The following is a 6,317-nucleotide window of genomic DNA, read 5'->3' on the forward strand; positions in this document are numbered from 1 at the left end:
ACTCTGCGATTATAAAGCCAGCAACCGTATTAATCTAATGAAAGAGACTCATAGCCAAAAATTTAAAACAATTTTACCTCTTAGTGCCCTACTTATGCTCACTCTGGTGGGCTGTGGACAAAGCGGTGCGCTTTATCTTCCAGATGATACTGCAAAGCCAGCAGAATCTCAGCCACAGGCTGATCCATCCGAACAACCAGAGCAAAAACAGGACCAATAGATGGACTTTTTTAACTACAATAATAATCAGCTGTTCGCTGAAGACATCGCTGTCAAAGAGCTTGCCGACCAATACGGTACGCCCTGCTATATCTATTCACGTAAAACCTTTGAGCGCCATTATCTCGCTTTCGCCGAGGCAGCTAAATCACACAAAAGTTTAGTCTGTTACGCCGTTAAAGCGAATTCAAACATTGCTGTATTAAATATTTTAGCGCGCTTAGGCTCTGGTTTTGACATTGTTTCTAAAGGCGAGTTAGCTCGCGTTATTGCAGCCGGTGGCGATGCCAGTAAAGTGGTATTTTCTGGCGTTGCAAAAACTGCTGACGAAATTGCCTACGCGCTTGAATTGGGGATCAAGTGTTTTAACGTTGAGTCGGTTGCTGAGCTAGACCGTATATCAGAAGTAGCAACTTCACTAAACCGTGTTGCACCTATCTCGATTCGCGTGAACCCGGATATCGATGCCAAAACACACCCGTATATCTCAACCGGTTTAAAAGAAAATAAATTTGGCATTGATATTCAAACAGCGGTCAGCGTTTATCAATATGCAGCATCGCTTCCAGGTTTAAACATTACTGGGGTTGACTGTCACATTGGCTCACAGCTTACAGAAATTAAGCCTTTCTTAGCGGCTCTGGAAAAAGTGCTGACCTTAATCGAAGAATTAAAAGCCGTGAATATCACACTTACCCACCTAGATATTGGTGGAGGATTAGGCGTGCCTTATAATGGTGAAACACCGCCTCACCCAAGTGAATACGTTGATAAAATCACATCTCGCTTAGCTAATTATCAAGACTTAGAGCTTATTTTTGAGCCCGGTCGAGCCATTGCAGCTAATGCGGGTATTTTAGTGACCAAAGTTGAGTTTATTAAACAAAATCAAGACAAATATTTTGCCATTGTTGATGCCGGTATGAACGATATGCTGCGCCCATCTCTTTACCAAGCATGGCAAAAAATTGTGCCTGTCGAACCGCGCGAAGATGGCACGCCACGTCAAAACTACGACATTGTTGGCCCAGTGTGTGAAACGGGTGACTTTTTAGGAAAAGACCGTGAGCTTGCGCTACATGCTGGTGACCTACTGGCGCAACGCAGTGCTGGCGCATACGGCTTTACCATGAGCTCAAATTACAACTCACGTCCACGCGTCGCTGAGATCATGGTCGATGGCAAGCAAAGCCACTTAATCCGCCAACGTGAAACCTTAGAAAGCCTTTGGCAAGGTGAGAAAATTTTACCATAAACGTTTTTATAACCGCCCTGCTCTGTGGCATGATTAGCTCAGAGCAAATCCGAATTAGAGCGCTATGTTAGTTAATTTCTCAAAAATGCACGGCCTAGGTAACGACTTTGTTGTTATTGATAACATCACGCAGAATGTTTTCTTGTCACGTGATCAAATAAAGAAACTGGCAGATCGCCACTTTGGTATCGGCTTCGATCAATTACTTATGGTTGAAGCCCCTTACTCTCCTGATTTAGATTTTCACTATCGTATTTTTAATGCTGACGGCAACGAAGTGGAACAATGTGGCAATGGTGCTCGCTGTTTTGCGCGTTTTGTGCGCATGAAAGGCTTGACCAACAAACATAAAATTACCGTATCAACCAAGTCGGGAAACTTAACCTTATACATAGAAAAAGATGGTCAAGTAACCGTAAACATGGGCCACCCAGTCTTTGAGCCAAACAAAATTCCTCTCAAGGCAAGTAAACGCGAGTTAACTTACATTATTCGCACTGAAGAGCACACTATTTTTAGCGGTGCCGTGTCGATGGGGAATCCGCACTGCGTGTTAGAAGTCGACGACATTCAAACCGCAGAAGTCGCAACCTTAGGTCCACTACTTGAAAACCATGAACGCTTTCCACAGCGCGCAAATGTAGGATTTATGCAGGTTATTTCACAAGACCACATAAAACTAAGAGTGTGGGAGCGAGGCGTAAATGAAACATTAGCCTGTGGTACAGGGGCGTGCGCAGCGGTGGTGATTGGTCAAATACAAAGTAAACTGGCAAGCATTGTACAAGTTGACTTACCAGGAGGAAGCTTACAAGTGCGCTGGCAAGGTGAAGGTCATCCAGTAAGAATGACAGGGCCTGCAGAGCATGTATTCGACGGACAAGTGGCATTATGAGTAAACTAACAGAACAACATGTAGCTGAGTATTTAAAAGCACATCCAGACTTTTTAATAAATAATCCAGATGTTCTTGCGACACTTGAGTTGCAACAGCAAACGGCCGCTGCGACATCATTAGTGCACATTCAGCAGCGTCAGTTGCGTGAACACAACACCTTATTAAAAAATAAAATTGAGCAGTTAGTTGCACAAGCAAAAGAAAATGAATTGATTCATCGTTTGTTTAGCGAATGCCATCGCCAACTGTGGACTAACTACGACTTCAAAACGCTGGCAAATAATCTGCGCAATATTATTTGCACAAACCCGCTAATCAATGAATGTCAGTTAGTAAAGTATGAAAAAAAATACGATGATTTAATTGCTCACCGTTTACAAAATGACGGCATCTACTTAGGACGAGTGAATCAGCAAGAACGCGATTTATTATTTTCAGAATCAACCCAATCAACTGCCTTGTATTTGATTGGAAATAGCAACCACCCTGTCGCTATTTTGGCGTTTGGCAGTGATGATGTTAACCACTTTGAGCCCGCTAAAGACAGTTTTTTTGTGCTTGAGTTCGTTCGCTCATTACAGCTACGGTTATTGGAACTTGCATGAGCGACGTAACAACGCCAGACCTTAATGAATTAAGCGATGCATGGCGTACGCCCATCCAGCTTTTTGCTGACTACTTACGTTACGAAAAACAATATTCGATACACACCATAAACCAATACACCAGCCAGCTCGGCTTTGCCGCTTTATATTTTAGTAAGCTCAGTGAGAACTGGTTTACGGTTCAAGGTGAGCATATTCGCCGCTACAGTATGCAGCTGCGCAGTAAACAGTTAAGTGGCCGCACCATTAGTTTAAAGCTCAGCTGTATTCGCAGCTTGTATAAATTTTTAAAAGCAAAGAACATTGCCAATCAGGCACATTACCATAACCCTGCTGAAGCTATTAAAGGGCCTAAATTCTCAAAACCCTTGCCGAAAAATTTAGACGTTGATCAAATGGCAAAATTGCTAGAATTACCCGATGACGATCCTCTCGCTATTCGTGATAAAGCGATGATGGAGTTAATGTACTCATCGGGCTTGCGTATTAGCGAGTTAGTTGGTGCCAACATACAAGATATCAATCCCCGAGAAGGCGAAATTTTAGTACGGGGTAAGGGCAACAAAGAGCGTTTACTGCCCGTGGGGAGTAAAGCGTTAAGTGCGCTAAAAGCATGGCTAAAAATTCGCCCACAATTTGCACACCCTGATGAAATAGCCATATTCGTCAGCAGCCAAAAGAAACGTATTTCAATACGTCATGTACGGTTGCGCATGCAAGAGTGGGGGATCAAGCAAGGTATCAGCTCACAAGTACATCCGCACAAGTTACGTCACTCATTTGCATCACATATTTTAGAATCGTCGGGTGACCTGCGTGCAGTACAAGAGTTATTGGGACACACTAGTTTGTCTGCGACTCAAGTTTATACACACCTTGATTTTCAACATTTAGCCAAAGTATACGACAACACCCACCCACGCGCTAAAAAGCGCTCAACACCCGAGTAACCCTGTAATTATGATCCGATTTAATCGTGCCTTATCGCCCGTTTCTGTTCTAAGTTTTGATTTAGATGACACCTTATACAACAATCATCCAATCATAAAATCAGCCTTACAAGCCCAAGCTGACTACTTAGCAAATATTGAGCAATGGCCTGCCGACAGTATGAACTACTGGCTGACATGTCGCGATAATGCATTAAAACAAGACACAACCTTGGTTGACGATGTCACTCGTTGGCGACAAGCAGCCCTGTTATATGCAATGCAGGATCTTGGCTTTGAACACGACCTTGCCAAACACCATGCCGAACAAGCATATCAGGCCTTTGCAGATGCTCGTAGTCAAATAACCGTTGCTGATGATGTGCTTGAATTACTTGAAAAGCTTGGCAGGCATTTTCGCTTAATCGCGATTACTAATGGCAATGTCGAGGTTGAAAAGTTTAATCTAAATGGGGTGTTTGAGTTAGTGCTTCAAGCAGGCCCACATGGTAAAGCAAAGCCTCACGCTGCTTTATTTAATAACGCAGCGCAGTTATTAAATGTCGCTCACAGTGAAATTTTGCATATTGGTGATAGCTTAGACACTGACGTACAAGGCGCTAATAATGCGGGCTGTCAGAGTGTTTGGTTAAATAACCAAGCGACTAATTATCAATACAAAGGGCTGGCGGATATTGAAATTGAAGATATTTTTGCATTAAATCACTTAATTAAAGAGTAACTATTTTTACACGGTCTCGGTTGTTGCTAAAGTAATCCTCTAATCATTGAGATTTTTAGGCAAAATAAATGAATACTCTGCTGAAACTTTTACTACTGTGCTCATTAAGCATTAATGGCTACTTTATTTGGCAGCTCAGTCGTCAAGAGACCACGGTGATAGCAGATAAACAGCAATTTACAGCAACTCAGGTTAATAGCGCTGTTCAACCTAAGCTATTTGAGCACGCCATCACATTGTTTAATAACCAACAATTCGATAAGGCTGTTGCCGCATACTCGCAGCTCAAGGACAATTCACCGCAATACGCACAGCAACTTAAACATGCATGGCAACAAACCGTTGAAACATGGCTGCTAGAGCAGCACGAGCATATCAGCGAGCAATTTCTAAGCGCCTTTTTAAACAGTCATCCATACGATGCCGCCATGTTAAAGCTCGATGCAAAACGGTTAATTAATCAAGGTTATGTACAACAGGGTATTGTTAATTTGATGGCGCTAAGTGATCAATTAGACAGTAATCCGCACAGTGACCTCACTCAGCAAATAGAAGAGCTCACTACTTTACACAGCAATCACTTAATTAACACACAACATTGGCAGCAATTGCTCGAACACAGCCAGCAATGGTTAGAATACGCGCCCTATCATGCCTACTACTTATATATTCATGCATTGGCTTACTACCACTTAGGTGACTATGTGGCGAGTCAAATAAGTTTAGGGCAGTTACCTAATAACCATGCCTTTAAAACACAATCCGACCAACTTAAGCAAAAAATACAGCATGCTTTGGCAGGCGTTGAGAAAGTGAAATTAACTCCCCGAGGGGCGCATTACCTTGTTAGTAGCGTTATTAATAATGAGATTGAGGCCACGCTCATGATTGATACGGGAGCAAGCTTTACCGTTATTGACCAAGCGCTATTGAATACACTCAGCGAACCGGCCCGCTATATTGACACCTTACACGTAAATACGGCGAATGGGCTCGTTGAAGCACAACGCTATCGAGTACAATCGTTTCGCATAGGCCAGCAAAAAGTTGATGACTTTGATATTTTGGTTATCAACAATCACACGGGCTTCGGCCTACTTGGTATGAACTTTTTAGAGAAATTTAAGTTTAATATCAATCAGCAACTGGATGAGTTAGAGTTAACAAAGACTATTTATTAAGGACGAAACATGACACTCAATGACTTCTTACAAAAATTAGCTGAAACACCCCATTTAATCGAGTTTACCGATACAATGGCGGTAATTGATCGTCATTATGACTTTACGCCCAGTGGTTTCAATAATCACGGACTAATTAGTTCAGCCAATGAGAATAATGGATCATGTAAAATCTTCGCGTTTGCCAAACTTAATCAACTCAGCAAACAAAACACCCTCGATTGTTTTGGCGCGTTTTACCGTGAAGACGTTGTTAAACACCCTGATGGCCAAGATCACATGAATATACGCACGTTTATGCTCGCACCTGATACTACGCCGTTTTTGGGGATCACCTTTCGCGAAGAAAATGTACTAAAAGCAAAATAATACCATTATTCCGCTTAATTAAGTGGTCTATTTTGAGGCAATAAAACCGCGTTGATAACAAGGCAAAAATTTAGTTATTTAGTTGTTCTAAATCAGAAATTTTTAACGCAGGTAGCGAC

At 42.3% G+C, this 6,317-nt stretch carries 8 protein-coding genes; all 8 read left to right on the forward strand.

What is annotated here, in order from left to right:
• Positions 1 to 37 precede the first annotated feature (37 nt).
• The 8 genes from lptM to JIG41_RS01730 all read left to right on the forward strand — a co-directional run bounded on the left by lptM (position 38) and on the right by JIG41_RS01730 (position 6,198).
• Entirely contained in the window at positions 38 to 220 is a 183-nt protein-coding gene (gene lptM, locus JIG41_RS01695) for an LPS translocon maturation chaperone LptM (RefSeq protein ID WP_036974419.1), read from the forward strand.
• A complete protein-coding gene (lysA, locus tag JIG41_RS01700) occupies positions 221 to 1,474 on the forward strand; it encodes a diaminopimelate decarboxylase (protein ID WP_065978886.1) in 1,254 nt (417 codons plus the stop codon). It begins immediately after the preceding gene.
• A 64-nt stretch (positions 1,475 to 1,538) separates the two neighbouring features.
• On the forward strand, positions 1,539 to 2,369 hold the full coding sequence (dapF, locus tag JIG41_RS01705; protein ID WP_199524177.1) for a diaminopimelate epimerase: 831 nt from the start codon (positions 1,539 to 1,541) through the stop codon (positions 2,367 to 2,369).
• Entirely contained in the window at positions 2,366 to 2,977 is a 612-nt protein-coding gene (locus tag JIG41_RS01710; RefSeq protein WP_036974415.1) for a DUF484 family protein, read from the forward strand. The genes dapF and JIG41_RS01710 overlap by 4 nt, the downstream gene beginning before the upstream one ends.
• Entirely contained in the window at positions 2,974 to 3,927 is a 954-nt protein-coding gene (locus tag JIG41_RS01715; RefSeq protein ID WP_036974413.1) for a tyrosine recombinase XerC, read from the forward strand. The genes JIG41_RS01710 and JIG41_RS01715 overlap by 4 nt, the downstream gene beginning before the upstream one ends.
• 10 nt (positions 3,928 to 3,937) lie before the next feature.
• Positions 3,938 to 4,648 (forward strand): HAD-IA family hydrolase, encoded by a 711-nt coding sequence (locus JIG41_RS01720; RefSeq protein ID WP_180311284.1) that lies wholly within the window; start codon positions 3,938 to 3,940, stop codon positions 4,646 to 4,648.
• A 68-nt stretch (positions 4,649 to 4,716) separates the two neighbouring features.
• A complete protein-coding gene (locus tag JIG41_RS01725) occupies positions 4,717 to 5,829 on the forward strand; it encodes a TIGR02281 family clan AA aspartic protease (protein WP_199524178.1) in 1,113 nt (370 codons plus the stop codon).
• 9 nt (positions 5,830 to 5,838) lie between these two features.
• Positions 5,839 to 6,198 carry a HopJ type III effector protein gene (locus tag JIG41_RS01730; protein ID WP_065978882.1) on the forward strand — a complete coding sequence of 120 codons (360 nt, stop codon included), beginning with the start codon at positions 5,839 to 5,841 and terminating at the stop codon, positions 6,196 to 6,198.
• Positions 6,199 to 6,317 lie beyond the last annotated feature (119 nt).

The organism is Pseudoalteromonas sp. bablab_jr011 (assembly GCF_016464045.1).
In the GTDB taxonomy this organism is placed as follows: Bacteria; Pseudomonadota; Gammaproteobacteria; order Enterobacterales; family Alteromonadaceae; genus Pseudoalteromonas; species Pseudoalteromonas lipolytica.